Below are 24918 nucleotides of genomic sequence, written 5' to 3'. Positions count from 1 at the left end.
CACCAAAAAATCTCTTAAACTCTCTTACCTTTGTGTCCTTTGCGTCCTTTGCGTCCTTTGCGGTTCAATCATATCAGTCCCTTAGATCATTTTTTCCGTGAGATCAAAATAAACTTACACATTGGATGCTCCCGATTTTAGCTAAAGGCTGTCATCGTTTAATAATACTATAGTCTTAATGCAGATAATTTGCAAGTAATCTTATTTTGTTTAAGGGAGGGAATAGAAATAAGTAATCATTTATCAGTAATCAGTAATCAACTTTCAGATTTAAATATACAGGTTGCTGAAATTATACTTTTTGAAAGTTTTTCATAATTTGTCTAGGTTTCACAGCTTTTTAACAGGGAAATTTACAGACTAATATTTGTGTTTTTTATGATTTTTGCTGATAGCTGAATGCTGATGAATAGGGAATAGGGAATAGGGAATGAAAAATAATCTCAAGTTAGGTGACAGTTGACAGGCAATGGTAAAAATAAATAAGTCTTGCTGAACTTTTGGCAATGACTAAACTGTAATTATGGCAAACAAATATATATATAAGGATGGGAATTTTTATGAAAGCTATGGTGATACGTCGTTATGGTTCTCCTGAAGTCTTGCAATATGAAGAGGTAGAACAACCAAAAATCAAACCTGATCAGCTATTGGTGAAGGTTCACGCTAGTAGTGTTAACCCCATTGACTGGAAAACCCGCAAAGGGATGTTAAGCATTTTGACTGGAAACAAATTTCCCCTGATTCTTGGTTTTGATGTCGCTGGAGAAGTGGTGGCAGTTGGTTCACAGGTGACGCGCTTTAAAGGAGGTGACGCTATTTATGGCAGTACCAGCTTTCCAGGGGGTGCTTATGCAGAGTTCGCTGCCATCCCGGAAAATTTAGCAGTTGCCAAACCCACCAACATGAGTTATGAACAAGCAGCCACCGTCCCATTAGCAGCGTTAACGGCTCTCCAATCTCTGCGAGACTTGGGAAATATCAAATCAGCTCAAAAGGTATTGATTAATGGTGCTTCGGGTGGTGTAGGGGTGTTTGCGGTGCAAATTGCTAAGGCTTTGGGTGCTGAGGTGACTGGTGTTTGCAGTGCTAAAAATTTGGATTTGGTGAAGTCTTTGAACGCAGATTTAGTTATTGACTATACGCAACAAGACTTTACAAAAGGTAATGTGCAGTACGATATTATTTTTGATGCGGTTGCTAAAAGTTCGTTTTCTAATTGCAGAAAGGTGTTAACGCCCAATGGGGTTTATGTATCTACTTTGCCTATACCGGAGGTCATTTTACAGAGTGTTTTAACAGCGTTTCTTCCTGGTCAAAAGGCGAAAATTGTTTTGGAAAAGCCGAATAGTCAGGATTTGGGTTATTTGAAGGAATTAATTGAGGCTGGGAAGTTACGGACAGTGATTGATCGCACATATCCGTTACAAGAATTAACAGAAGCTCATCGGTATAGTGAGGGTGAAAGGACTGTGGGGAAAATTGCCATTGTAATTACACATTGAGTCAAGTTTCGCGCAAAGAGGCAAAGGAGCAAAGGCGCAAAGTTAGTTTATCTTGCGTCAATGAGAAAATTGCACTAAACTTAGTTTATAAACTAAGCTAAAAAACCGTAGAAACTGTAAATATCCATCAAGCTAAAACAAATCTTTCACGTCTGTTATCCCGTGTAGAACTGGGTGAGGAAATTATCATCTCTAACCGGGGTGTTCCTGTGGCCAAGTTAGTTCCTTTTAGTGTGTCATCTAATAGACGTGACAGTTTAGGGCAAGATAAAGGACTTTTTGTAGTACCAGAAGACTTTAATGCACCCTTACCAGATGATATTTTGGCAGCATTTGAGGGTAGTGAAGAGTGAAATTTTTATTGGATACTCAATGTTGGTTATGGTGGTTTGCCCAACCAGAGCGTTTAAATGAAGAGGCGATCGCACAGATAGCTAATGAAAACAACGAACTATGGCTTTCTGTTGCTAGTGTGTGGGAAATGGGGATAAAAGTGGCAATTGGTAAGTTACCATTACCAGCACCACTAGACGGTTACATTTCTAGTCGCATGGTGCGGTTAGGTGCGAAATATCTGGAAATTACAGCTTCTCATGCACTTAGAACAGCTATTTTACCCTTACATCATCGAGATCCTTTTGATCGAATGTTAATAGCTCAGGCACAAATGGAGGACACGACAATTATTACGGCTGATCCAATGTTTAAAGAATATCAAGATACTGCTATTCTTTGGGCTGGTCATAAAAGTTAGGAAAGTTAGAAAATTATATCTAGTACCATTATTGAGTTAACAAATTAGAGGTTGGGAAAAAACCAGGTGAATAATGTGGTAAAGTTCAATTGCGACATCATCAGCTTCAGGACCGAAGGTAAAGTCAAGACGTAATCCCAGGGTTTGAGGATTTCAGGAAATACCAACTAAGTCAGCACTTTTTAAATCATCGAGAAAATCCGATAACATAGGATCATTGTTGATTAATTGAAAAATTGAAAAGATATGATAGAACAAGAACTGCTCAACCGTATTTCCATAGATCCAAAAGTAATGGTAAGAAACCCTACTATTAAAGGTACACGATTAACTGTTGAATATATACTTATAGGACTTACGCATTGACAGGATCAACCAAATATGAGGTACGGATTTCAGGCTTTTTAACGTGATTTTTTAATGATTTTTGAGCGATCGCTATTGATCGGAAGTTAATCGACAAAAGCCTGAAACGACGGATTTTCGTTCATGCACATCATGGTGAATTTGTACAGTGCGTAAGTCCTAACTTAATCTTCTGGCACACGGCGCAACAGTCGCAGAAATCATAGAAGAATATGAAGATTTACTAGAAGCTGATATTCGAGCTTGTTTAGAATTTGCATATTAATTATTCTCATTGAACATACCTAATTATTGTAAATCCAATTAAAATAACTATAAAAAGACGAATAACTTCACTCCAAAAATCTTTATCGTTAATTAATTCCTTGATATAGGGAATGTTATTTTCTCCATCACTGACTGAATTTTCCTGATGTAATGGAGTTTCTGTCATCAAGACTGACTCAGGTAGAGATTCTTTTTCTATTTTAGAATCACTAATTTCTAATTCTTTTTCTTGAGTAACATTTTCTTGGTTCAATTTTGCATCTGAAGAAGATTCTTGTTGTATTTTATCTTCAACTTCTAAATCAGTATTCGGTTTAAATGCTTCTGTAATTAATGAAGTAAAATTGTACTTTCTTGAAAAAATAGTTGAAGCAAAGGAAATTAAAAAAAGTATCAACGTATTAATAATGTAAGCAATGATATTATATTTATTCATTTTCTATTTTACTCCTGTTATCACAATCCAAATTTAATTTATTACACGCATAAATTCTGATTTTTCTTCCTACCCAGTAACCCACGAATCTACCTTTATTAAATCCATCTATACCTACAATATCGTAAGGAGACCCAAAAACGGGAGAAGTATCATTGTTGTTTATTATGCCACGTAAATTTGTATCATTTTCACCTTCATTAACTCTCAAGTGAGATTGTTTTTGAATATCCAGTGTATTTTTATTCATTATAGATTCTGCTCTGGATTCTAGATTATCCAATAATACAAATGAGCATATTACTAGAATCACAATACTAAAAAGGACAAATTTTCTGATCATTACTATTTTTTGTGAAATTCTTAAAATCCAAATAAACCTGATGGTAATTCTACAATAAAACCAAGAAGCCATAAAGCTAACCAAAGAGCTGCTGCACCTACGAAGAATAATACTAATTGTCCAAAGAAATTGTTGATCATATTGATATCCTCTCTTTAATAGGGTTGTCCAAAGTCAAACTCGCATCTATTCTTAACTACCCTACACCACCTACCCAAACCTGAAAAGCGGAAAAAAGCGGATCGCAAAAAAATTTACAAAAAAGGACGGAAAAAGACTGATAAGTACGGATAAAGTATGCTAAAATTACCTATGTCGTGTTACATTTCTAAATATGCAGATTCACGAACTACTACAATTAGTGGATGACGCTGTTTATCTCAACACAGGTGAGCATCTGAACGACATACAACGCGCAGTTATTGAAGGTTCGCTCAATCATCACAAGTATGCTGATATTGCTGAAAACTGTGGTTGTAGCGCGGGTCATGCAAAGGATGTAGGTTATGAACTTTTACAATTGTTATCTGATATTTTTGATGAACCAGTGGATAAAAAAAATCTTAAATCTGTTCTGGAACGACAGGGAAATGTAAATATTTCTTTAGGTGATAATAGTATTAATAGTAATGTAATTAATTGTATAAAATTCGGTTCTAAAAATCCTAAAAATAAATCAGATAAAAATAATTTTATTCATCCTAAATTTAAACATCGTAAAAATAATAAAACTCAGTCAGAAAAAATTGACAAGTTAAGGTATTTTGGTTTAAATGATGAACAAATTGCAGAAGTGCTAGATTTACCTTTAGAGGTTGTAAAGCAGGTAGACTCGGAATAATCAAGCTTTTAATTTTTACGGTGATTTTTCCTTGGTATCTTTCATCTGTACGCAATCAATGTTATAATTACACCAATTCTTGAGTATCCTATTATGAGCCAAATTCTAACTCTGGAACTGAGTGATCAAATAGCGATCGCTATTCAGCAACAAGCTAATAATATTGGTATTTCTCCAGAAAGTTTAGCAACAACATTGCTAGAACAACATTTTAGTCGAGTTTTGGTAGTACCTACAGATGCACAAAAAGAATTAGCACGGGCAAAATTTGAGCGTCATTTTGGCACACTTAATGTTCATAATAGTACAAATATTGACAATGAAAGCATTGATGCAGATTTAGCTAAAGATTATATGCTGTGATGACTTCTTCAGGACTAAAAGATTCTTCATCGTCCTGGGAAATTAAATAACTTTCTATTTGTTTTAAGCGTTTCCATTCTTCATAACTAATGAGAGTCGCTATTGCTTTTCCTGCTTGTTCAATAACAATTGATTTTTCCCCCTGAGTCAGACTATCTAGGAAATCAGTCAAATGTTCTCGAACTTGAGAGGCATTTACTTGAGTCATAACAACTTCCTAATAAACATATTCATTATTCTAACATAACATTATATCATCTTTGCTGAGTCATTGCCATCACATTTGCAACAGTTAATTCTAAAATGTTATCTAGGCTAGGGATTATATCATGATCGGCATAAATAAGCGGTAATTCTTGATTTTCCCATACCCAAATTTGCTTTCTTTGAATGTCAATTAACCAAGCAAGTTCTGTTTCATTACTCAAGCAATGCAGGATTTTCTGTTGTATATCTAATGTACTTTGATCAGGAGAACGAATTTCAATTAACCAGTCTGGTGAAGCTTGTAGGGGTCCATCTTCATCTGTAAAACGTTCACTTTTCACAACCGCAATATCAGGTACAAAAGACATGGGAGGAACAATACACCGCAATTCTTGAATAGCTTCGTAAGCTGTAGTTTGGCTGTTGATGGCGTTAACAAGGTTGCGTTGGAGGCGAGAATGAAACAGCGTTGGCATGGGTTTTTGCTGGGCTTTTCCCTGGATAAACTCCCAAGCAGGAGAGGCTTCAATATTGGGTTGTTGAAGAAAATTGTCTAATGAATTGGTGAGGGTTGAAAATTTCATAGTTGCTGTTATTTATTGTTCACATTTTTGGTAATGTCATTCATTTCTCTGTTCAATATATTGTTTGGTTTGCGGTGCTGCTAATGTCATAGGGCTAATAACTACTATTTACATAAAAATTAGGCGAATTCGTAAGTCTCGATTATAACACAATATAAAAACCCAAGCTAGGTAAAATTCTATAATCGCTAAATTTTTCTTCCTACCTATTGCTATTTTGTATTCCCCTCTACAGAAAATAAAATCCTAAAACAAAATAAAGAAATCGGTCTTTTGACTACCAAAACTCTACACTAATAATAGTAACAGCAAATACATAAAACCTTAATTGCCTGTCATTAACACAACTTTTCACATCAACTGAGTACAACTTAATATATCTCAAAATATCTTGCCTAAATCGTTGTAACTCTCACAGGCAAATAGATTTAATTGAGTACAAAAAACCTCAAACCTGACCCCAAAAATACCCGTACTCCTGTACTAAAAAGCTAGTACCCCTACCCCAAGAAAGAATGTAAATTTGTGTTAAATATCTGTTAAATAGGGGTTTAAACCTATTGAGTACAATCTTAATAAATTCAATAAATCTAATCGGTAGCTGGGATTTTCTCTGCTTTCAAGTCACCTGATATAAGCAGAAAAACACAACATGGCTCTCTTAACCAGACAGTACCGATGCAACAGTCTCTAGACAGTCTCAAAACCCAAACTGCAAATACAGACTCGCGGAAAAATCTACTCTCTGGCGATTTTTTAGAGCCATTAATGAGTGATTTTCGCATCATTTTTGAGCGTGATCCAGCCGCACGAAATTGGTTAGAGGTGATCTTTTGTTATCCTGGTTTTCATGCTCTTTGTTTACATCGTCTCGCTCATTGGTTACACATTCGTAAAGTGGGTTTTATTCCCCGTTTAATTTCTCATTGGGGACGATTTTTTACAGGTATTGAAATTCATCCAGGGGCAAAAATTGGTAAAGGTGTATTTATCGATCATGGTATGGGTGTGGTAATTGGTGAAACTGCCATAGTCGGCGATTATACACTCATTTATCAAGGTGTAACTCTCGGTGGAACTGGGAAAGAAAGCGGTAAACGTCATCCCACTTTAGGTAATAACGTGGTTGTGGGTGCAGGTGCGAAAGTTTTGGGAAATATTCAAATTAGCGATCGCGTGCGGATCGGTGCAGGTTCTATCGTTTTACGTGATGTTCCTCCTGATTCTACCGTCGTTGGTATTCCTGGGCGCATTATTTCCCAAAAACAGAAAAAACGCATTTCTCCCTTAGAACATGGAAAATTACCTGATGTGGAAGCAGGTATAATTCGCTCTTTACTTTCCCGCATTGAACAACTTGAACAACAAGTAAAAACTCTCAAAAATCATCAACAAGATGATGTATAGCAATGGAAATATCGGTAGTTCACAAATTGATGATGGAGTTTTCTCGAAAAAAGGGTTTTCCTCCTGACTCCTTTACGGGCGAAGCATTCGGGCGACCAATTATCAATTTTATGAAAAGGCTATTTTCCGAATGCTTCGCCCCTACGACTCCTGACTCCTGCTATATAAGTAAACTGTAAACTTTGCCTATCAACGAGCAGTAATTTATGTCCTTGAATGGTAACTTTTTGGCTTTAGGTGAACAATTTTTGGAAGTTCCTTTGAGCGATCGCTCAGAAATTTTTCACCACTTGCAAGAGTTAATGATTGCCTGTGCTTGTGAACCAGATGGTTCTTTAAGAGTGCAAATTAATAGCTTCAAAGAAGCAGTGATTGTGCAAAATACCATTATGCAATTTTTAGCTTCTCGTGAGGAATTAGTGGAATGGTTAGAAAGTTGTTGGTACTGCGGTTATAATGGCTAATTCTCAAAACCGATGTGAGTGATACAATTCACGACTTATCTCAGGTTTAATCACCACAATATCAGAAGTAAATTCAAGATGCAAATTTAATTTATCTTCTGTCATAGTCAAAGTTATTGTTCACTCACAATTTCGCTTGCATAATCAAGACAATTAACCTAAGCTTAGGTTTCACTTATTTTTTCCGATCTGCTAAATCTCCAATTTCTCTGACATATTTTCTTCTGTAATGGAGTGAAATTAGCAGGTAAATCTGTGTCTATTTTGATATTTTGAACGTCAACTTATGGTAAACGGTAACAGCGATAAGAAATTATTGCAATTTCTACATAGCGAACTGTCACTTTCAAAAGCTGATATTGCTGTTGCTTTGCGACATCGTGAATTTGATCAAGGTCCCATTCCCATGCTGCTTTGGCAATATGGTTTGATAGATTTACAACAGTTAGAAAAGATTTTTGATTGGTTAGTCGAACAAGGTTAAACAATTGAAAATTGACAATTGACAATTGACAATTAAACAATATCAGGATCTTCCAGAAATATATATTCTGACTCCTGACTCCTGACTCCTGACTCCTGACTTCTTAATTATGAGGTAAATATTATGATTACGAGTTTAATTGCTGGACTGAGTATTTTGTTACTGACAGGACTTACTAATAGCTATATTAGCTACTGGCTATTTGTAGAACATCCCAAACATGAGCAAAATAAATCTTCCTAAATGATACCGAAATTTAGTTTCCTAACATACAGATGTGGTGTGAGTTATTGAGCAATAATTAAATATTATCAACTGTTTGGAATAACTCCTGTTATTTTTAGCAGTTATCTACAAAAATTAATATTTACTTTATATCTATGTGGAATGGCCATTGTAGCATTAAAGGACATTAGTAAAAACTAAGAATTCAGGATTCAGGAGTCAGAATATTTGATCAATACTTAGATGATCAAATACTGTTTTGTGGCGTAAACGTCAAAAATCTGACCACTAATAGCTGAACGTTTACAGTAAAAACTTGGCTAGAGGAATGTTTGAGATGAGTCAAATTAGTATTAATGATACTACGTTACGTGACGGGGAACAAGCGGCAGGAGTTGCTTTTAACTTAGAAGAAAAAGTAGCGATCGCCAAATTTCTCGATGCCATTGGTGTACCAGAATTAGAAGTAGGTATACCCGCAATGGGAGAGGAAGAAATTCTTGCTATCAAAGCAATTTCTGAGTTAAATTTAGATACTAAATTACTAGCTTGGAATCGTGCAGTTATCTCAGATATAAAAGCCTCTATTGCCTGTGGAATCAAAAGAATACATATTGCTATTCCCGTTTCTGGTATTCAAATTGCCGCCAAATTTCATGGTCAATGGCGAGTTAGTTTACAAAGACTAAAAGACTGTATTAACTTTGCTCTAGATCATGATTTATGGGTAGCAGTAGGGGGAGAAGATTCTTCCAGAGCAGATGAAAATTTTCTCCAAGATGTAGCTTTATATGCTCAAGAATGGGGTGCATCTAGATTTCGTTTTTGTGATACAGTGGGAATCCTTGAACCTTTTAAAACTCACATCAAAGTTAAACGATTAGTATCTACTTTATCAATTCCCGTAGAAATTCACACCCATAATGATTTTGGTTTAGCAACTGCTAATGCTATTGCGGGAATTAGAGCCGGCGCACTTTCTGTCAATACCACCGTGAATGGTTTAGGAGAAAGAGCAGGAAATGCAGCTTTAGAAGAAGTTGTTATGGCTTTAAAACATATCTACAATGTTGACTTAGGAATTGATACAAAAAATTTCTTAAAACTATCTCAATTAGTTGCTAATGCTGCCGGTGCAAACGTGCCACCTTGGAAAGCAATTGTCGGTGAAAATACCTTTGCTCATGAATCAGGAATTCATGCTGATGGTGTCATCAAAAACCCAGAAACCTATGAACCATTTGCACCAGAAGCAGTAGGTTGGGAACGTCGTTTAGTCATCGGTAAACATTCTGGAAGGCATTTATTATCTAACTTATTAGCACAGCATGGGATATTTTTGAATGACGAAGAAACCCAAGCTGTTTTAAATGCAGTTCGCCATGAATCAACCATCAAAAAACGCAATCTTTCTCCAGAAGAATTGTTGAATTTAGTACAAGAACAGAGGTATTTTCATGCAGCGAGATGAGATAGAACTAAATGATCCACCAGTGTTTGAAATTGGTGAAAAAGTCCGAGTTAAGAAACTCATCAAAAATGATGGTACTTTTCCAGGGCGAGAAATTGGGGAAGTTTTAGCCAAAATTGGAGATGTTGGTTATGTGGCAAGTATAGGAACTTTTTTACAAGCTTACTATATTTATGCAGTACATTTTTTAGATACAGGGTACATCATCGGTTGTCGCAAAAGAGAACTAGAATCTGCTGAGGAAACATCAAATGAAAGTCATGCTACGGACGAATGATGCTGGAACTTTGGTTGTCTATGTCGCTAAGAAAGACTTAGAAGAAGAAGTTGTGAAACAAACAGACAGTGATGCAGGTAAAGTTCTCACTTTAGCTAATGGTTGGGAATTAGAATTTAGTGAAATTCCTACTCAAGAAAGTTTACCTCAAACTTTAGAAGCTAAACGTCTGTCCTAAGATTATCTCAGGATTTTATCTCAGGATTTTATCTCAGGATTTTATCTCAGAATTTAGCTATCAGCATTCAGTTATCAGCTAATACTTAAAAGCTGAAATAAAAAGAATCAGAATTAATGAAGAAGAATATGTAATTTTCTAAAAATTCATACTTCTGAATTTTCCCCATTGCTGTTCTTCGCTGAATGTTGATAGCTAATATTATTTTCTCTCATTTTCTCTCGTGAGGGTTATCAATATGGGTGAAAAATATCTCACATTATCTGAAGTGAATCTGGAAGGACAGTTTTTAGGTTTTGTTGGTAACAAACCCGAAAAATATAAACATTTGCGTTTAGCTATTCCTGGGGGAACTTTAAAAATTAAAATTCCCCAAGATTTACTTTGTTCCTTGGTTGCTAATTTAGTATCTGGTGAACAAGTTATCATTCATGCTATTAGTAAATTAAATCCACGCACCAGTAAACTTAAACTTATTGCTTATCGAGTTCAACAAGTTGGTTTTTGTCCTATTCATTACCAACTACCAGAAAATACAGCTAAAATTATGGTTTGTCAAAAATCAGGCTGTGTGAAACGAGGTGGTAAAGGTTTATTGTCAGAATTAGAAAAAACTTTGTGCGATCGCGGTTTACTGCATAAAGTCAAAATTGAACACACCGACTGTCAAAAACGTTGTAGTAGCGCCCCTAATTGTGTTTTAATGTTGGGTAAAAAACAATATAATAAAATTCATCCAGAGGCGATCGCATCTTTGCTAGAAAATCATTTAACTTAATAGACCTCTCCAAAATAGAATGTATTAATTTGTCATAATTTGTCATAATTTGTCATAAGTTGTAGGGGCGAAGCTTATGGGCGATAATTTAACGGAAAAATCAGACATCTAGATATCCCATAAGCTTAGACCTGCCCCCATAAATAAGTTCCATAATTTCTTTTCTGGAGATGTCTAATAGGCATCTGGTGGTAATGAATGTAGGGACAATTCATGAATTGTCCCTACCAAAGGTTTCAGGTTATGCTTATTTAATTTTCGGAGATATGTGAGATAAGCTGTTGTGCATTTAATTTGTATAAGTGGAACAGGCATCTTGCCTGTTAAACAAGAGTTCAGAATATTAGAATTATACAATTAGGACTTACGCAAGATGTGACTAAAAACCTTATTCTTGCGTAGGGGTAATTCATGACTTACCCCTACTTTCGTTTCCTTTTGCGTAAGTCCTGACAATTTAGCTGTGTAACAGCTTATCTAATGATAAATTAACAAATTTCCTAACAACGTATTAATACTTATTAATACTTGTTAATACTTATTAATATTGTAACTTTTAATTACATTTTTCTGTTCAAAAGTTAAGAGTTTTTAATCTTCAGGCAGTTGACAGAAAACCTAAAAAAAACTGATAAACAAAGTAAATATAACAAAATAGCAGATTTTCAAGCAAAAAATATGTATTTTATCCCAATAAATCTTTGATAAAAAAGATATCTCGTAAATCCTGACTATTATCTTACCAAAATAGCACTATAAACAAAATAGTAATTAACTTGTTAAAAATATTGATCCTCACTCAGCCTGAGTAAATTTAAAAATATCAGTACTGGTAAAAGTTTGGTTTTTAGCAAAAAAATGCTATAACAGTGACACGAAACAAATGTATAAAAGTGTGAGGAGTACAACTTTGACTACACGCAAATTCGCCAACATTATCTCAGCCAACTGGATGCAGTTTTTAAGCATCAATTTATTAGGATGTCTTTTACTATCTACATCTGCCGGCATAAAACCCGCGTCTGCGGTTGATAACTCAGTTCCTGCTACTGTCAGCAACGAACTAGAAACCCAGCTAGAAACAGTATCCAGCCAAAATTTCAGCCAAGAATCTCAAGATACAAAATCTCAAGATACAAAATCTCAAGATACAGTTATTGAAAACAATCAACCGCTGAAGTTTTCCCCAGCACCCGAAACTATCTCACAGCTAGATTTCTCTACCAGCCTCGGTGATACCTTTCAACCAGCAAATCAAAACTCTTCTGTTAAAAAGTCTTCTCTTCAGCCCAAACCACCTCAAACCATCGCTCAAGTAGATCCCTCTGCTGGTACAACTGTAGGTGATACTTTTTCAGAAGCAAATAGACTACGCCAGGAACTACTGATTGATCCCATTATCCAAATTCAACCTCCCCTCAAAGCTGCTCCTGGTTCCAGTGCAGGTACACCCACTGCCTATGGTGCAGGTTGGGGACAAGCTTTTATTGGTGGTGGACTATTCTTTCCTTTTGATGGCAAAGTAGATGGTTCTATGTCTGTCGGTTTTGGTTTAGGAAACGCAGTCAAATCAGCAGGTCTAGAAGTCGCCTTCAATATTATCAGTCTCGGTGGTCAAAATAACTTCTTTGGAGACTTTGCTGATAGTGGCACCGTAGGCTTAAAACTACACAGAATCCTGTCCAGGGATACAGCTGTAGCCGTTGGTTGGTCAAATGCCATTAAATGGGGAGAAGCAGATATTCCCCAAGAGACTATTTATGGTGTAGTTAGCCAGAGATTTGACGAACTCTCTGTTTCTTTGGGTGTTGGTAGTGGCAGCTTCAGATCCAAAGGTGCTAGAAATGCCGGTGAGAATGATCCTAACTTATTTGCCAGCATAGGTTATAGAGTCACACCACAAGCATCCCTCGTTAGTAGTTGGACTGGAAGTGGTCTTAACTTAGGTGCTTCTTTTGTTCCCTTCAAACAAAGTCCTATGGTGATCAATGCTATCTTTACCGATGTCACTGACAACCTTAATAGTTCTGGATTTACTTTAAGTGCAGGTTATAGTCTTCAGTTCTAAAATTTGTTTTTTCCACTACGGCAATTTCACCTAAAAAGGGCAAAACCATGATTAAACAAAAATTGACCCTCACCTTGGGTTTAATCTCTATATTATTAGGTTCTTTGGCTGCTTCTCCCCCCAGAGCCAATGCAGGTCAACAAACAGTCTCAGGAACTAGCGGAGATGCATCCACTGTGGTTGGGGATACTTTGGCAGTTGGTCAACTTTTGCAAGGAGGAACACCAACAATAACAGGTATTTCTTTGAGTCCTGGTGTTGGTGGTAATGTCATTATTATTAATGACCCCCAAATTCAGAATAACTTGATTGCTGCTGCCGCTGAAGTAATCTCTGCAAGCACCACACTTGAGTCTCAAGCTATTGTTAGCTTATTCTCGGGTGTCACTACTGGGAATCCACCTACTATTAATGTTTCCGGAGTTCCTGCACCATTGGACCCTGCATTAATCTCTGCCGTGAATAATCTCATTGTTCGAGATTCAAATGGTGCGGTCATCAGTGTAGATATCAATAATTTAGAGGCAGCTATTACAGCCTACAATAATATTGTCCTGGCTACTGCTCCAAATAATCTCCAAGCATTATCACAAGATCCAACTTTCAGATCACTTGGTAATGCTCTCCAAACCCTTAGAGGCTCTTTAAATTAAAGAAGCAATTAGTCAGAAATGAAACCCAGTATCTACACAATCAAAATCTAAAAGATTGTCATAGAAAGCTGGCAATAATGATCTCCTGACTCATTGAACTCTTGACTCCTAGAACTCCTCAATATAAGTTGTGCATCACCCTTGTAGAGACGTTGCTTGCAACGTCTCTATATATATGACCGGAGATGTCTATTTAGGGCTTGCTGAATAAACCTAAAACCTTGATATATCAAAGGTTAGAGGCTGATAAACACAGAAATTAGTGCAAGGGTTTTGAAGGGTATACCGGAAAAAGTGTGCATTTTTTGGGATTTCAAGAGATGGCAAAGAAATTTTCCAATCTCCTCCTGACTCCTGACTCCTGACTCCTATGCCCTCACGGAAAGACTTTCTCAGCAACCCCTATTTAGGGCTTGCTGAAAAAGTCCTTTCGTGAAGATTAAGGAGTTTATCATTAATATCTGTACCTCATAATAACGGAAACTGCTGTAATTAGGGTTTGCTGACCTGTCACCTGTCACCTGTCACCTAGCTTTCACAGATAACTTTTTCAGCAAAGCCTAATTAATTCATAAAATTATAAAATTATGGCATATTTACAATATAAATATCTCCCGACTTTTAATAAAAATTTCGCTATTGCTTGTTTTTACAGTCGGGAGACGGTTAACCAGATATACTTTCTATTAAGTGCCAATTGCGACTATGTTCAATCTGCTGTCGGACAAAATCAAAGACTTGTCGGCAATGATTGTCCAATCTAAGTGGTAGTTCCTCATTTTTGATCACAATATTCATGCGGGTTTCCTCGTCCGTAGCAGTGGATTTATCAATCAATACTTCCACTGTCACTAACCTGGAAAATGATACATTTCCGGGAATTTCACGAGCCATAATGTAATCTGGTGTGTAGTATTGAATTTCCAAATCACAATACTGTAGTAGCTCTATCAGCAATGGTTGTAGATAGTCGCTGGCAACAGAAACAAGAAAAGAACAGGTATAGCGAGCCATAATAGCCCCATTTTGGTAACAATCTGTCCATCTTATAATAATTTAAGTTGCCAGTTATCAAAATCTCAGGGCTAAGGGGTAGGGGCAAACCCCCCGTGGTTGCCCCAGGAGGCAGTTGTTTAATGTAGGGACAATTCATGAATTGTCCCTACGATAATTTTCACTGCTAGGTCTAATTACCCATTACCTATTCTGCAATCATCATCTATGCAATATGCTGATTGATAAGTATTCGCACGTTTACCAAACACGGTATAGCGATTATCTCTGATTTGTTCATAAAATCTATCTCCTGCCCATTTCATACCCGGTAAGGCGCGATAAGCTTCCACAAATACACTACCTAGCGGTAATAGTCGCCCAATTTCTTCCGCTGCATTGCTACCTTGCCAACGTTTTGATGGACTTTGAGCATCTATTAAAATCATACCCTGTTCACAATCTTGGGCAGTAATTCCCCATTGGGATAATACCTTTTCATCTTGCATGGGGATGTAGCGAAACAGCTTTCCTTGGTCTAGATTTTCTAATAATTGCACTAAAGTAACACAGAGATTGCAATTGCCATCATAAATCACGTAGTAATTCATATTAGACTTGTCCAGAAAAGAAATTATGGAACTTATTTATGGGGGCTGGTCGAAGCTTATGGGATATCTAGATGTCTGATTTTTCCGTCAAATTATCGCCCATAAGCTTCGCCCCTACAACTGGGGAGGTGAGGAGGTGGGGAGATAGGGAGAAAAATTAATTCTGACTCCTGACTCCTGTACGGGCGAAGTAGGGGCGAAGCATTCGGAAAATAACCTGTGATAAAAATTGATAATTAGTTGCCCGAATGCTTCGCCCTTACAGGAAAATAGACTATTCATAAAATTGATAATTTGTTGCCCGAATGCTTCGCCCCTACGATTTTATTCTGGTAAGTCAATCAAAATATTGCCATCTTCCACACGGAGAGGAAATACTGGCAGGGTTTTGGCTGCGGATACCATTGATAGTAATTTACCAACTCCGGGTGGCCAAGGACACCAAGTTTTTACTTCTCCAGTATTTAGGTCAAAGGCACTACGATGGAAAGAACAAACAATAGCTCCGTCTTGAATTTTACCGGATTTCATAGGTAATTTGAGGTGAGGACAGCTATTTTCCACGGCATAAAGCTGATTTTCGTGGTTTAACACTAAAATATTTCTGTTTCCTACTTTTACCACTTCTCGCGCCCCAGGGGATAGGGCGTTAACTTCGAGAATTTTTGTCCAGGCCATTGTGTTCTCCGTTTTTTTTCTTTTTCGATAGCTGTTTTTAGTTTCTCGCAATTATGTCATTTGCGATCGCCATCATAGGGGACTGGGGACTGGGGACTGGGGACTGGGGACTGGGGACTGGGGACTGGGGACTGGGGACTGGGGACTGGGGACTGCCTCCTGCCTCCTGACTCCTGACTCCTGCCTCCTGACTCCTGCCTTCTGACTCCTGGATCTCCTGACTCCTTGATCTCCTGACTCCTCGATCTCCTGACTCCTCGATCTCCTATGTCATAATTATGCAACCTGCAAGAACATTTGAAGATTTAATAGTTTGGCAAAAAGCACATCAATTTGTATTAGGAGTATATCAATTAACGGCTAATTTTCCTAAATCAGAAATATATGGGCTAACTTCTCAGTTTAGACGTGCATCTGTTTCTATTCCTGCAAATATTGCAGAAGGGTTTAAGAAAAAAGGAGATGCAGATAAAGCAAGATTTATGAATATTGCACAAGCTTCTGTGGAAGAATGTAGATATTATCTTATTCTGGCAAATGATTTACAATATGGTGATACATCAGAATTAATGTTGCAATTAAAGGAAGTGAGTAGGTTATTAGATAGTTATGCTAAAGCTATTTTAAACAAGTAATCCTTCTGACTCATTCTGACTCCTTGATATCCTGACTCCTGGATCTCCTGACTCCTGACTCCTGACTCCTGACTCCTTGAACTCCTGACTCCTTGAACTCCTGACTCCTTGATCTCCTGACTCCTTGATCTCCTGACTCCTTGATCTCCTATTTTTTATGTATCAGGCGCAACCACCCTTAGAATTTATCCCCCCAGCCTTTAACCCCTTGTTGTTAAAATGCGTACATTTGTTATTACCCCACTGGATCAGCTGGAAAACTCCCATTAACCAAATTGAAGCAGAAAATGTAGAAGTTTTAGCAGAGCTTTATGATCAGTTTCAAGCTGGTAAAATTCGGTTTATGTTAGCGTTTCGTCATCCAAAAACAGAAGATCCTTTTTGTTTAACTTATTTATTTTCTCAGCTTTTACCCAAGGTAGCAAAACAGCAAAATATAAATTTACAATATCCCATTCATGCCCATTTTATTTATGATCGGGGTATTCCTTTATGGGCTGGTAAATATATAGGTTGGTTAGCTGCTAATTTAGGTGGTACTCCTATTCAAAGAGGTAAAGCTGACTGGATGGGGTTGCGTTCTGCCAGAGATTTATATATTAATGGTAAGTTCCCCATGGCCGCTGCTCCCGAAGGTGCTAATAATGGTTTATCAGAAATTATTAGCCCTTTAGAACCGGGTATTGCTCAAATGGGTTTTTGGTGTGTAGAAGATTTACAAAAAGCAGGGAGAAATGAAGAAGTTTTAATTGTCCCAATTGGGTTAAAATATAGTTATGTTGATGAACCTTGGGATGCGATCGCTAATTTATTAACTCAGTTAGAAATTGCGAGTGGTTTAAATTTTCAATCAGCTAATAATAGTAGTTCCTTTGAGTTACTTTATCCCCGATTATTGACTTTGGCAGAACAATTATTAGCTATCATGGAGAATTTTTACAGCAAATTTTATCATCAAACCTTGCCAGATGAAAAGATTACTAATGGGGAAATTAAAGATAGAAATGAAGCCTTAGCTTACCGATTACAATCTGTAATGAATATAGCGTTATTCATTGCTGAACAATATTTTGATTTACCATCAAGAGGTAATTGGAATGATCGATGTAGAAGGGTAGAACAAGCCGGATGGAATTATATATTTAGGGAAGATTTTAAAGATATGAAATCATTATCAACCATTGAGAAAAGTCTAGGGGATAGAATCGCCGAAGAAGCTTATTTTCGGATGTGGCACATGAGATTAGTAGAAAGTTTTGTAGCAGTTTCTGGTACTTATATCCGCGAAAAACCCACAGTAGAAAGATTTGCTGAAACGACTTTACTATTATGGGATATGGTGAATAAAATTAAAGGTAATAATCCTTTAAACCGTCCAGAATTAGGTAAACAAAAAGCCAAAATTTCCGTAGGTAAACCAATATCTGTATCTGAACGTTATCCCACCTATAAAGGTAGTCGAGTGGGTGCAAGACAAGCGGTATCTGAGTTAACAAGTGATTTACAGCAGGTGTTGCAAGAGTTGGTGATCAATTGATAATTGATAATTGATAATTGATAATTGAGGGAGCATCCAAATTTTGAAAAAATAAATGCAGCAACACCAAAAACTCTCTCCAACTCTTTTACCTTTGTGTACTTTGTGTCCCTTGCGGTTCAATCAAATAAAGCCTGGGGTAATTTGCTGTGTGAGATAAAAATAAACTTACACATTTAGGATGCTCCTATAATTGACAATTAAAAATTGACAATTACCTATCCCTGAAATTCAGAGGATTTCAAAAGCAGAATTTTTGGCTTTTTCCCCTTTCAAGGGTAGGTTTTAAACCTTTAATGAAACAATTATCAATTGTCAATTGTCAATTGTCAATTGTCAATTACCACCCCTAGCAACCCCACCAGTACGACGGGGATCAGCAGCAGCAGATAAACCATGTTGGGGATGCCATAAAGTGGCCTGCACTCCGCCAAAATACATAGAGAGTTTAGGGAAACAATGGGTAATAAAACCCCCTATTTCATCCTTGGGAATACCAGCTTCCATGACTACAGTAGGTTTACCATCCCTAGTTTCAACGTGCAGACGAGGATGGGCGATCGCCTCTTCTAAAGACATTCCCAAATGCACAAAATTCAGCAATACTTGAGCTATGGCTGTGGTAATACGAGAAGCACCAGGAGAACCAATAGCTAAAACCCTACCATCAGCACATCTAGCAATAGTTGGGGACATATTAGAAGTTAAACGCATTCCTGGGTTTAAATGGTGACATCCTTGGGGATGTAATTCTATTTCTCCCAAAGAATTATTCAACCAAAACCCAGTACCACCAACCATCACTCCCGAACCATAACCAGCAGAAGCGGTAATAGAACAAGCTAAACCGTTACTATCAACGGTGGAAATGTGAATAGTTGAAGGTGAAGATAACAGAGTTTGCGGTTTTCCCACACGGGCTAATTCTAGGAGTTTTGCAGTTTCCCCAGTGCGATCGCTGCTAAAATCAAGATGATGGTTGCGGTAGTTTAAAACTGCGTGTTGCACCTCTACTATTTGTTTAACAGTCGTTAAATTCCATTCTTGCACAGAATTATCATCTAAAAGTAACAACATTGCCGCCAAACAAGCACCACCCACAGCGGGAGGAGGGTTAGTTGCAATTTGCCAATGATCAAAATTAATGCAAATAGGCGATCGCTCTACCGCCTCATAAGCAGCCAGATCCGCCGCCGTTAACAAACCTGCATTTTCCTGAATTTCCGCAACAATCCGCTTTCCTAATTCCCCAGTATAAAAAGCCCGTACCCCCTCCTGGGCAATCAATTCTAGACTCTCAGCTAGTCCAGGAACATGAACAATTTCCCCTTGTTGTAGGGGAGTACCATCCTCATGGTGTAGCGTCTTATAGCTGTCAGGATGCCACCCAAAAATAGCTGCATGGGTGTAATGTAAATATTCCGCCGCACCCCCAGAAAGGGGAAAACCTTGTTTAGCCCATTTTCGTGCAGGTGCTACCACATCAGCCCAAGGTATATTTCCGTACTGTTCCCAAGCCTTGCCCAAAGCCGCAAACATTCCCGGAGTGGCAATACTACCATAACCAAGCACCGTACTAATTTCACCACCATAATCAAAGAAAACTTCCCGAATACCCTGGCCAAAACGCTCATCTTCTAAACCTCTTCCTGGCATCTCTGCATAACCATCAATGACAATAGGATCAGCATTAGCTGGCCAGATAGTGATAAAACCACTACCACCGGCAGCCATCACCCCCAAATCAGTACACATAGAAACAACAGTAGCAGCGATCGCAGCATCAACCGCATTACCTCCTTGGTTAGCAACAGCAGCACCAGCATCCGCAGATATTTGAGAACCAGAGGCAATAATTACTTGTGGCATAGTGGAAAAATCGTCAACACTTACCTACCATAACTTGAGAAGTTGTCAGCATTCAGCTATCAGTAATCAGTAATCAGCTTATAATGGCAGAAACAAAGATTTAGCAGCATTAATTGAGTAAATTTACACTCTGTGCATTTGTGATTGTTCTTTGTATTTTAGCATTGAAAGCTGATAGCTGATGGCTGAATACTTATCAATTGACAGCTAAGATCATAGATAAATATGTCAATAGTCTCAGGTGATGTCATGTTAACGAATATTACAGAAAATCAGACTCCACCAGTTGAGGTTATCCCAGACTACGAACCCCCCCTACCACCAACCGATTTAATATTTGATGATGGAGTTCCCTTGGAAAGTAACCGCCACCGCATCGCCATGAATGTTTTAATTTATTCTTTACAACAAGCATGGTCAGACCGTCAAGATTATTTTGTTGGCGGGAATATGTTTATCTACTATAGTAGTGAACAACTGAGAAATAAAGATTTTCGTGGTCCAGATTTTTTTGTTGTTTTGAATGTCCCCAATAAAGAAACTCGTCAAGGTTGGGTAGTTTGGGAAGAACAAGGACGCTACCCAGATGTAATTATTGAATTAATGTCTCCCTCAACTAAGAATGTAGATTTGGTTCTCAAAAAAGAACTTTATCAAAACATCTTTAAAACTAGAGATTATTTTGTTTATGATCCTTTTGATCCTCACTCCTTAAAAGGTTGGCATTTAGATAATCATTTTGTTTATCAACCTTTAACAGCTAATGAAAAAGGCTGGTTATGGTGTGAAACATTAGAATTTTGGTTAGGAAATTGGCAAGGAATACTAACAAGAGAAACCGCCACTTGGTTAAGATTTTATGATCAACAAGGAAACTTAGTTCTGTTACCAGAAGAAGCTGAACGTCAACGAGCAGAACAAGCAGAACAAGCGAGAAAAGAAGCTATACCCAAATTATTGCAAATGGGTTTAACTGTTGAACAAATTGCCCAAGCTTTAGCATTATCAATTGAGGAAGTACAAAAAGTGACTACAACATTAACATAAACAACCACTAAAAAATTAATTACTGCTCGTTCCCAGTCAGAGACTGGGAATGCTTAATCGAGGCTCTGCCTCAAATTTACAGTAAGATAGATCCTGCCATAATTCATTCCCATAAAACCCTATTTACCACTTACAAATTTTCAGAATCTACACCCATAGTCTGAAGATTTGGCAATAATTTGATCAAAAATAAACCAGTAATGCCACCGTAAGTTAATCCCATCACTAAACTACCTGCTACTGTAGCCGCAAGCAAAATTGTCCCTAGAGTTTCTAAACCTCCTCTGACTATTTGCCCAGCAATAACACCAGCGATAATACAAGCTAATACCCCTATACCTGCGCCCACTGTAACACCAATAGAATTGGCAATTAACCATTTAAGAGTCTTATTTTTCTGCCATTTCATCGTTCGTGCTTGGGCAAAACTCAGGGAAATGATACCACTGACTAAGCCAAAAATTGAGCTAATAATACCATTAGAAGTCATAACAAGTATGAGGCTACCGATACCACAACCAATGCTGAAACCAAAAGTAGTGGCTAATATCCATTTAGCAGATAATTGATGGCGTAAAACTAACTTTTGGGCAATACCCACACATAAACCACCCAACGCACCACCCCAAAAACCGGAAATAGCAGATAAAGAAGAATTGATTGCCGGTAAACTAGAAAATAAACCCAAGAAAAAACCAATAACAATGGCAATAGTTGTGGCGAATACCCACCACCAATATTTTGCTTTCAGAGTTGGATTTGACATAAATTTTATACGATTTTCTACAGATAAACAAATGAGATTTGTAAATGGTTGGTCAATACTTATCGGTTAAGCAAATGTAGGTTGGGTTGAGCGACAGCGAAACCCAAAAAAATCCTTGAGAATGTTGGGTTTCGTTCCTCAACCCAACCTACCATATAATGACTTTTTAGCCTTAACCGAGCAGTATTGAATGGTTGGTAATCATGGGAACGAGAAAACGAGAAATAAAAACCTGAATTGATCAGGTTTTTGTAAAATTATCATATTTACACATAGAAAGTATAGCGTCTAAATTATTCTCTTTCATGTCTCCTTCATTCATATTTTTAAACAACACCGTAAACGCACCAGCACCCAAACCATCCTGCGGAAACATCCGATAACAAGGAATACTTGTTAAATGTGATTGATATTTAGATAAATGACTAACTTCCACAGCTTGAAATTGGGGAAATCTTGCTAACAACCATTCACAAACCTGCTCATTTTCTTCTGGGGAATAGGTGCAAGTCATATAAACTAAATACCCTTGAGGTGCAACAACTTGGGCTGAATTAGCAATAATTCTTTTTTGACGATTAGCACTTTTATTAATTGCAGTATGATGAAAACAACCCGGTGCTTTTTCACCTTTTGCTAGTAAAGATTGACCCGTACAAGGTGCATCAACTAAGACTAAATTACTAGATTCTGCAAACATCTCTACAAAAATACTAGAATCTCGATTTACCACACAACTAGGTTGAATATGGCAACGTTTCAAGTTAGAAATTAACATCCCTAAACGTTTACCAATGACTTCATTACTAATTAATAAATCAGGTTTTAACGCTTTCCAAGCAAATACACTCTTGCCTCCTGGTGCAGCGCACATATCAAATACTAAAGGTACTGGTTGATTAATTGTTAACAACACAGAAGCCGCAAATACAGAAGAAAAATCTAAACAATAAAAATATCCTTGTTGATGTAAAGGATGTTGACCTGGTTTTTCGCCCAAAGATAAACGATCTACAAATTCTGGTTGCCAAAGTGTTGGTGTTTCTACTGCAAAAGGTGAAACTTCAAGCTTGTCTTGACACCAAAGAATACAAGGTGCAAAAGGTTGAGGATTAACTAAAGATGCAATAAACTTTGCTTGTTCATCTGCATCATCAAATAAACGACGGGCAACTTTAAGTAATAAATTTGAAGGCTTTTCCATATTTACAAATTGGGTAATTTTAGCTATTTAGCACAATATTGAAAGTGTTACACCAGAACAATGTAATTAAGGCATTTGGCTGCATACTGAAAAGATAATGACCAACATTGAGATTGCGTTTTTAAAGCGCGTCCGGCGCGGCTTCTGGCCTTTGGCTAGAAGCTAACCGTTTTTTGACAGTTGTTAAATTAACTGCCCTTCGGGCGAGGCAGAAGGCAGAGGGCAGGAGGCAGAAGGGAAAATTTTCAATAAACAATAAAGTCTTTTTGCCTCGCCTGTATGGGTTTAAGTCAAGAGCCACAATCTCAGATTTAGCTGTCTTCGATTAAAGGTGGGTTTGAATCCCCCTGTAAGCTTTCTCCTACCTCCCTCCTGCCTCCTGCCTTTCAACTCTTGCCTCCTTTAACCCATTTGCACCGGAGAGGTCATGATCTTAGATAATTTTCCACAAAAACTGCGCCAAGAAGCACAACTTTGGCGAGATGAAGGACTTATCAGTTCTTCCCAATACCAGCAAATTGCCGACCGTTATCAATTTAACAAAATAGAAGCGGCTGCAAAAGAAAGTTCTGGTTTAATAGCCATTGCTGTCGGTGGTTTACTTTTAATTTTAGGTATCATTATCTTTGTAGCAGCAAATTGGCAAACATGGTCAAGAGAAGTTAAATTTATCTTGTTGATGAGTTTGTTTTTGTCTACTGCTATCACGGGTTTTTTGACTTGGAGAGAACCGACTCTTGCTAAGGGAGAAGGTAAAAAACCACAACGCAACAAACGTCTATTAGGAGAAGCTTTACTCATTCTCAGCGCCTTAATTTTGGGTGCAACTTTAATGCTGATGGCGCAAATATTTAATATTAGCGGTTCAGCTACCCAGTTATTTTTAGCTTGGGGGTTTGGTGTTTTACTCATGGCTTATAGTCTATCACTCAATTCTTTGGGTGTTGTGGCTATTATCCTGTTACAAATTGGTTATTGGTTAGGACTGAGAGAATTTTGGTCTGCTGGTAGTGATTTTAATTGGGCGCGTTTAGCTGTGCGACATACGCCGTTAATTTCTTGGTTGTTGTTTGTACCTTTGGCGTATATTTGTCGTTCACGGGTGATTTTTATCTTAGCAGCGATCGCTTTTACTCTTTCTCTACAATACAATCTCAATCCTTTACCATTATTAACTTTTTCTGATGTTATTCCTTGGGTTGCTTCTTTTGCTTTAGCATTACCACCTGCTTTATTTTGGAGTTATGATGATTTGTTGTTCCCAACTGTTAATTATCGGTTATTTCAAAATATAGCCCGTAATTTAGCTTTGGGGTGTTTTGCTGTGGTGTTTTATTTATTGTCTTTCCGTTGGCAATGGCAATCTTTCAGTTTTGGTAATTCGCCAAATAATTTCTCCAATGTTTTTCAATCTTTGCCTATCATTGATTTAGGCATTCTTAGCGGTTTAGCAGTGTTGCAATGGTTATTTCTGTTTCGTCATCGTCATAACCCAACCCGCAGAGAAGTATTTTTTACTATCACTGTCATTAGCATTTTTCTGAGTTTCATTGTCATTGTACCTTTTTGGCATCAAGCTATAAGTCGTATTACTGAACTAGGCATTTTTGTTTTCAATGTTCTGTTGATCACGTTAGCTTGGGGACTGATGCAACAAGGTTTAAAGTTGAGTAACAGAACTTCTTTTTGGTGTGGTATGCTATTATTTATCCTGCAAATTATCAGCCGGGTTCTAGAGTACGACACTGATTTATTATTTAGATCATTGGTGTTTGTATTGTGTGGTTCTGGTTTGATTTCTGCCGGTCTTTGGTTTGAACGTCGTTTACAGGAACGTGCTACTGTTAAAAAACAATAGCAGGTGACAGGTGACAGGTGACAGGTGACAGTGCTAAACGCCTTTGAGT

At 37.4% G+C, this 24918-nt stretch carries 31 protein-coding genes and 1 pseudogene; 19 read left to right on the top strand and 13 right to left on the bottom strand.

What is annotated here, in order from left to right:
- Window positions 1-560: 560 nt before the first annotated feature.
- The 4 genes and pseudogenes from H6F45_RS04810 to H6F45_RS26900 form a co-directional block, all read left to right on the top strand.
- A complete protein-coding gene (locus H6F45_RS04810) occupies window positions 561-1505 on the top strand; it encodes an NAD(P)-dependent alcohol dehydrogenase (RefSeq protein ID WP_190346622.1) in 945 nt (314 codons plus the stop codon).
- Window positions 1506-1627: 122 nt separating this feature from the next.
- Entirely contained in the window at window positions 1628-1858 is a 231-nt protein-coding gene (locus H6F45_RS04805; protein ID WP_190346667.1) for a type II toxin-antitoxin system prevent-host-death family antitoxin, read from the top strand.
- Entirely contained in the window at window positions 1855-2259 is a 405-nt protein-coding gene (locus H6F45_RS04800; protein WP_137667208.1) for a type II toxin-antitoxin system VapC family toxin, read from the top strand. The genes H6F45_RS04805 and H6F45_RS04800 overlap by 4 nt, the downstream gene beginning before the upstream one ends.
- A 538-nt stretch (window positions 2260-2797) precedes the next feature.
- Window positions 2798-2890, top strand: a pseudogene (locus H6F45_RS26900) (DUF433 domain-containing protein); the annotation flags it as partial.
- A 6-nt stretch (window positions 2891-2896) separates the two neighbouring features.
- On the opposite strand, the gene H6F45_RS04785 reads toward H6F45_RS26900, so the two are convergent.
- A complete protein-coding gene (locus tag H6F45_RS04785; protein ID WP_190346620.1) occupies window positions 2897-3328 on the bottom strand; it encodes a hypothetical protein in 432 nt (143 codons plus the stop codon).
- Window positions 3321-3578, bottom strand: a complete 258-nt coding sequence (locus H6F45_RS04780) for a hypothetical protein (RefSeq protein WP_190346619.1) — start codon at window positions 3576-3578, stop codon at window positions 3321-3323. Before H6F45_RS04780 ends, H6F45_RS04785 begins: the two co-directional genes overlap by 8 nt.
- A gap of 427 nt (window positions 3579-4005) precedes the next feature.
- Between H6F45_RS04780 and H6F45_RS04775 the strand changes: the two genes are divergently transcribed.
- Entirely contained in the window at window positions 4006-4512 is a 507-nt protein-coding gene (locus H6F45_RS04775) for a hypothetical protein (protein ID WP_187039454.1), read from the top strand.
- A 93-nt stretch (window positions 4513-4605) separates the two neighbouring features.
- Window positions 4606-4875: a hypothetical protein gene (locus H6F45_RS04770; protein WP_190346618.1), complete on the top strand. Its 270-nt coding sequence runs from the start codon at window positions 4606-4608 to the stop codon at window positions 4873-4875.
- Here H6F45_RS04770 and H6F45_RS04765 read toward each other — a convergent pair.
- Window positions 4856-5083: a type II toxin-antitoxin system Phd/YefM family antitoxin gene (locus tag H6F45_RS04765; RefSeq protein WP_137667201.1), complete on the bottom strand. Its 228-nt coding sequence runs from the start codon at window positions 5081-5083 to the stop codon at window positions 4856-4858. The two genes, H6F45_RS04770 and H6F45_RS04765, sit on opposite strands and share 20 nt — an antisense overlap.
- A 46-nt stretch (window positions 5084-5129) precedes the next feature.
- Window positions 5130-5666, bottom strand: coding sequence for a Uma2 family endonuclease (locus H6F45_RS04760; protein ID WP_190346617.1), 537 nt, complete (start codon window positions 5664-5666; stop codon window positions 5130-5132).
- A 678-nt stretch (window positions 5667-6344) separates the two neighbouring features.
- On the opposite strand from H6F45_RS04760, the gene cysE reads away from it, so the two are divergent.
- From cysE to H6F45_RS04715, 9 genes are all read left to right on the top strand, one after another.
- Window positions 6345-7073, top strand: coding sequence for a serine O-acetyltransferase (cysE, locus tag H6F45_RS04755; protein ID WP_137667199.1), 729 nt, complete (start codon window positions 6345-6347; stop codon window positions 7071-7073).
- Window positions 7074-7279: 206 nt separating this feature from the next.
- A complete protein-coding gene (locus H6F45_RS04750; protein ID WP_137667198.1) occupies window positions 7280-7537 on the top strand; it encodes an Asr1405/Asl0597 family protein in 258 nt (85 codons plus the stop codon).
- A 286-nt stretch (window positions 7538-7823) separates the two neighbouring features.
- Window positions 7824-8021: a DUF2949 domain-containing protein gene (locus H6F45_RS04745; RefSeq protein ID WP_137667197.1), complete on the top strand. Its 198-nt coding sequence runs from the start codon at window positions 7824-7826 to the stop codon at window positions 8019-8021.
- Between the two features lie 562 nt (window positions 8022-8583).
- Window positions 8584-9717, top strand: a complete 1134-nt coding sequence (gene nifV, locus H6F45_RS04740; protein WP_190346616.1) for a homocitrate synthase — start codon at window positions 8584-8586, stop codon at window positions 9715-9717.
- Window positions 9704-9994 carry a nitrogen fixation protein NifZ gene (locus tag H6F45_RS04735; protein WP_137667195.1) on the top strand — a complete coding sequence of 97 codons (291 nt, stop codon included), beginning with the start codon at window positions 9704-9706 and terminating at the stop codon, window positions 9992-9994. The genes nifV and H6F45_RS04735 overlap by 14 nt, the downstream gene beginning before the upstream one ends.
- Entirely contained in the window at window positions 9969-10172 is a 204-nt protein-coding gene (gene nifT / locus H6F45_RS04730) for a putative nitrogen fixation protein NifT (RefSeq protein ID WP_096568637.1), read from the top strand. Before H6F45_RS04735 ends, nifT begins: the two co-directional genes overlap by 26 nt.
- 238 nt (window positions 10173-10410) lie before the next feature.
- Window positions 10411-10950, top strand: a complete 540-nt coding sequence (locus H6F45_RS04725) for a (2Fe-2S) ferredoxin domain-containing protein (protein ID WP_190346615.1) — start codon at window positions 10411-10413, stop codon at window positions 10948-10950.
- A gap of 910 nt (window positions 10951-11860) precedes the next feature.
- Entirely contained in the window at window positions 11861-13018 is a 1158-nt protein-coding gene (locus tag H6F45_RS04720; RefSeq protein WP_190346614.1) for a hypothetical protein, read from the top strand.
- A gap of 47 nt (window positions 13019-13065) precedes the next feature.
- Window positions 13066-13671 (top strand): hypothetical protein, encoded by a 606-nt coding sequence (locus tag H6F45_RS04715; protein WP_190346613.1) that lies wholly within the window; start codon window positions 13066-13068, stop codon window positions 13669-13671.
- 213 nt (window positions 13672-13884) lie between these two features.
- Here the strand turns inward: H6F45_RS04715 and H6F45_RS04710 are convergent, their stop codons facing one another.
- The 6 genes from H6F45_RS04710 to H6F45_RS04685 all read right to left on the bottom strand — a co-directional run bounded on the left by H6F45_RS04710 (window position 13885) and on the right by H6F45_RS04685 (window position 16237).
- A complete protein-coding gene (locus H6F45_RS04710) occupies window positions 13885-14070 on the bottom strand; it encodes a hypothetical protein (RefSeq protein WP_190346612.1) in 186 nt (61 codons plus the stop codon).
- A gap of 267 nt (window positions 14071-14337) precedes the next feature.
- Entirely contained in the window at window positions 14338-14685 is a 348-nt protein-coding gene (locus H6F45_RS04705) for a hypothetical protein (protein WP_190346611.1), read from the bottom strand.
- A 176-nt stretch (window positions 14686-14861) separates the two neighbouring features.
- Entirely contained in the window at window positions 14862-15275 is a 414-nt protein-coding gene (locus H6F45_RS04700; protein WP_096568648.1) for a DCC1-like thiol-disulfide oxidoreductase family protein, read from the bottom strand.
- A gap of 114 nt (window positions 15276-15389) precedes the next feature.
- On the bottom strand, window positions 15390-15557 hold the full coding sequence (locus H6F45_RS04695; RefSeq protein WP_190346610.1) for a hypothetical protein: 168 nt from the start codon (window positions 15555-15557) through the stop codon (window positions 15390-15392).
- 42 nt (window positions 15558-15599) lie between these two features.
- A complete protein-coding gene (locus tag H6F45_RS04690; protein ID WP_096572705.1) occupies window positions 15600-15953 on the bottom strand; it encodes a Rieske (2Fe-2S) protein in 354 nt (117 codons plus the stop codon).
- A 56-nt stretch (window positions 15954-16009) separates the two neighbouring features.
- Entirely contained in the window at window positions 16010-16237 is a 228-nt protein-coding gene (locus tag H6F45_RS04685) for a hypothetical protein (RefSeq protein ID WP_190346609.1), read from the bottom strand.
- Here H6F45_RS04685 and H6F45_RS04680 point away from each other — a divergent pair.
- Window positions 16232-16588, top strand: a complete 357-nt coding sequence (locus tag H6F45_RS04680; protein ID WP_096568651.1) for a four helix bundle protein — start codon at window positions 16232-16234, stop codon at window positions 16586-16588. The two genes, H6F45_RS04685 and H6F45_RS04680, sit on opposite strands and share 6 nt — an antisense overlap.
- Before the next feature lie 157 nt (window positions 16589-16745).
- The gene (locus tag H6F45_RS04675; RefSeq protein WP_190346608.1) at window positions 16746-18125 is read left to right on the top strand and encodes a 1-acyl-sn-glycerol-3-phosphate acyltransferase; all 1380 of its coding nucleotides are present in this window, start codon (window positions 16746-16748) and stop codon (window positions 18123-18125) included.
- A gap of 336 nt (window positions 18126-18461) precedes the next feature.
- Here H6F45_RS04675 and H6F45_RS04670 read toward each other — a convergent pair whose 3' ends face one another.
- Window positions 18462-19994 (bottom strand): gamma-glutamyltransferase, encoded by a 1533-nt coding sequence (locus tag H6F45_RS04670; protein WP_190346607.1) that lies wholly within the window; start codon window positions 19992-19994, stop codon window positions 18462-18464.
- Between the two features lie 249 nt (window positions 19995-20243).
- Between H6F45_RS04670 and H6F45_RS04665 the strand changes: the two genes are divergently transcribed.
- The gene (locus H6F45_RS04665) at window positions 20244-21041 is read left to right on the top strand and encodes a Uma2 family endonuclease (protein ID WP_096568661.1); all 798 of its coding nucleotides are present in this window, start codon (window positions 20244-20246) and stop codon (window positions 21039-21041) included.
- Between the two features lie 130 nt (window positions 21042-21171).
- Here H6F45_RS04665 and H6F45_RS04660 read toward each other — a convergent pair whose 3' ends face one another.
- Window positions 21172-21807 (bottom strand): hypothetical protein, encoded by a 636-nt coding sequence (locus H6F45_RS04660; protein WP_096568663.1) that lies wholly within the window; start codon window positions 21805-21807, stop codon window positions 21172-21174.
- Window positions 21808-22048: 241 nt separating this feature from the next.
- Window positions 22049-23011 (bottom strand): RsmB/NOP family class I SAM-dependent RNA methyltransferase, encoded by a 963-nt coding sequence (locus tag H6F45_RS04655; protein WP_096568666.1) that lies wholly within the window; start codon window positions 23009-23011, stop codon window positions 22049-22051.
- A gap of 427 nt (window positions 23012-23438) precedes the next feature.
- On the opposite strand from H6F45_RS04655, the gene H6F45_RS04650 reads away from it, so the two are divergent.
- A complete protein-coding gene (locus tag H6F45_RS04650) occupies window positions 23439-24869 on the top strand; it encodes a DUF2157 domain-containing protein (RefSeq protein ID WP_190346606.1) in 1431 nt (476 codons plus the stop codon).
- Window positions 24870-24918: the final 49 nt, after the last annotated feature.

Source organism: Sphaerospermopsis sp. FACHB-1194 (assembly GCF_014696235.1).
Classification (GTDB): Bacteria; Cyanobacteriota; Cyanobacteriia; order Cyanobacteriales; family Nostocaceae; genus Sphaerospermopsis; species Sphaerospermopsis kisseleviana.
Note: the sequence above shows the minus strand (reverse complement) of the source record. Positions and strands in the feature narration are given on the sequence as shown.

Excerpts from the sequence above, each read along its gene's own strand:
- H6F45_RS04810 (WP_190346622.1), top strand. The coding sequence starts at position 561 with ATGAAAGCTATGGTGATACGTCGTTATGGTTCTCCTGAAGTCTTGCAA.
- H6F45_RS04785 (WP_190346620.1), bottom strand. The coding sequence starts at position 3,328 with ATGAATAAATATAATATCATTGCTTACATTATTAATACGTTGATACTT.
- H6F45_RS04780 (WP_190346619.1), bottom strand. The coding sequence starts at position 3,578 with ATGAATAAAAATACACTGGATATTCAAAAACAATCTCACTTGAGAGTT.
- H6F45_RS04775 (WP_187039454.1), top strand. The coding sequence starts at position 4,006 with ATGCAGATTCACGAACTACTACAATTAGTGGATGACGCTGTTTATCTC.
- H6F45_RS04770 (WP_190346618.1), top strand. The coding sequence starts at position 4,606 with ATGAGCCAAATTCTAACTCTGGAACTGAGTGATCAAATAGCGATCGCT.
- H6F45_RS04765 (WP_137667201.1), bottom strand. The coding sequence starts at position 5,083 with ATGACTCAAGTAAATGCCTCTCAAGTTCGAGAACATTTGACTGATTTC.
- H6F45_RS04760 (WP_190346617.1), bottom strand. The coding sequence starts at position 5,666 with ATGAAATTTTCAACCCTCACCAATTCATTAGACAATTTTCTTCAACAA.
- cysE (WP_137667199.1), top strand. The coding sequence starts at position 6,345 with ATGCAACAGTCTCTAGACAGTCTCAAAACCCAAACTGCAAATACAGAC.
- H6F45_RS04750 (WP_137667198.1), top strand. The coding sequence starts at position 7,280 with ATGTCCTTGAATGGTAACTTTTTGGCTTTAGGTGAACAATTTTTGGAA.
- H6F45_RS04745 (WP_137667197.1), top strand. The coding sequence starts at position 7,824 with ATGGTAAACGGTAACAGCGATAAGAAATTATTGCAATTTCTACATAGC.
- nifV (WP_190346616.1), top strand. The coding sequence starts at position 8,584 with ATGAGTCAAATTAGTATTAATGATACTACGTTACGTGACGGGGAACAA.
- H6F45_RS04735 (WP_137667195.1), top strand. The coding sequence starts at position 9,704 with ATGCAGCGAGATGAGATAGAACTAAATGATCCACCAGTGTTTGAAATT.
- nifT (WP_096568637.1), top strand. The coding sequence starts at position 9,969 with ATGAAAGTCATGCTACGGACGAATGATGCTGGAACTTTGGTTGTCTAT.
- H6F45_RS04725 (WP_190346615.1), top strand. The coding sequence starts at position 10,411 with ATGGGTGAAAAATATCTCACATTATCTGAAGTGAATCTGGAAGGACAG.
- H6F45_RS04715 (WP_190346613.1), top strand. The coding sequence starts at position 13,066 with ATGATTAAACAAAAATTGACCCTCACCTTGGGTTTAATCTCTATATTA.
- H6F45_RS04705 (WP_190346611.1), bottom strand. The coding sequence starts at position 14,685 with ATGGCTCGCTATACCTGTTCTTTTCTTGTTTCTGTTGCCAGCGACTAT.
- H6F45_RS04700 (WP_096568648.1), bottom strand. The coding sequence starts at position 15,275 with ATGAATTACTACGTGATTTATGATGGCAATTGCAATCTCTGTGTTACT.
- H6F45_RS04695 (WP_190346610.1), bottom strand. The coding sequence starts at position 15,557 with ATGAATAGTCTATTTTCCTGTAAGGGCGAAGCATTCGGGCAACTAATT.
- H6F45_RS04690 (WP_096572705.1), bottom strand. The coding sequence starts at position 15,953 with ATGGCCTGGACAAAAATTCTCGAAGTTAACGCCCTATCCCCTGGGGCG.
- H6F45_RS04680 (WP_096568651.1), top strand. The coding sequence starts at position 16,232 with ATGCAACCTGCAAGAACATTTGAAGATTTAATAGTTTGGCAAAAAGCA.
- H6F45_RS04675 (WP_190346608.1), top strand. The coding sequence starts at position 16,746 with ATGTATCAGGCGCAACCACCCTTAGAATTTATCCCCCCAGCCTTTAAC.
- H6F45_RS04670 (WP_190346607.1), bottom strand. The coding sequence starts at position 19,994 with ATGCCACAAGTAATTATTGCCTCTGGTTCTCAAATATCTGCGGATGCT.
- H6F45_RS04665 (WP_096568661.1), top strand. The coding sequence starts at position 20,244 with ATGTTAACGAATATTACAGAAAATCAGACTCCACCAGTTGAGGTTATC.
- H6F45_RS04660 (WP_096568663.1), bottom strand. The coding sequence starts at position 21,807 with ATGTCAAATCCAACTCTGAAAGCAAAATATTGGTGGTGGGTATTCGCC.
- H6F45_RS04655 (WP_096568666.1), bottom strand. The coding sequence starts at position 23,011 with ATGGAAAAGCCTTCAAATTTATTACTTAAAGTTGCCCGTCGTTTATTT.
- H6F45_RS04650 (WP_190346606.1), top strand. The coding sequence starts at position 23,439 with ATGATCTTAGATAATTTTCCACAAAAACTGCGCCAAGAAGCACAACTT.